This window comes from Mycobacterium sp. NGS49, assembly GCF_059812565.1.
In genome coordinates, this window is the sequence record NZ_JCALCX010000106.1 from 1 (window position 1) to 709 (window position 709).

The window sequence follows — 709 nt, forward strand, 5'->3', positions numbered from 1 at the left end:
TTTTTTCGGGGTCGATGGTGTGGCTGCTTAGGACGTGGTGGCCGGTTTTGCTGATGACGGTGACGGTGGTGGTGGTGACCAGGATCAGGACTGGGGTGTGGGTGTGGGGGCGTCCGATGCCGAGGTGGTGTAGGCGGCTGCCGTGGCGCAGGGTGAGTTTGCCGAATTGGTCGACGATGTCGTGGCGGATGCGGAAGTGTTCGGCGGGTGCGCCGGTGGGGCTGGCTTTGGGTCGGGCGAGGTAGGCCTGTTCGGGGGTGATGGTGCCCGGGGTGGGCGCGGTGGCTTCGTTGGGTGTTGTAGATGAGGCGGAAGGTGTCGAGCAGGGCTTGCAGGTCGGCGATGGTGGCGGGCCGGGGCCGGGCGGCGAGCCAGCGTTTGAGGGTTTGGTGGAAGCGTTCTACCTTGCCTTGGGTTTGGGGGTGGCCGGGGTGTCCGTTCTTTTGGGTGATGCCCAGGCTGGCGATCAGGCGTTCGAACTCGTTGTGGCCGTGGGGCAATCGTGAGGTGTAGACCGATCCGTTGTCGGTGAGGGTGGCGGCGGGCAGTCCGAATTCGGTGGCGGTGGCAAGGAAGCTGGCAACCACGTCGGGTCCGCTGACTCGGCGATAGGCGGTGCAGGACAGCAAGTATCGGGAGTGGTCGTCGAGCCAATTGAGGATCTCGACGTCGGTGCCGTCGGCGAGGGTCCAGTGGGTGAAGTCCGATT

General features: G+C 65.2%; 1 pseudogene. It reads right to left on the bottom strand.

Annotated features, from left to right (window positions below):
- Window positions 1-332: 332 nt before the first annotated feature.
- Window positions 333-662: pseudogene (locus AC5Y7D_RS30890) on the bottom strand (DDE-type integrase/transposase/recombinase); the annotation flags it as partial.
- Window positions 663-709: the final 47 nt, after the last annotated feature.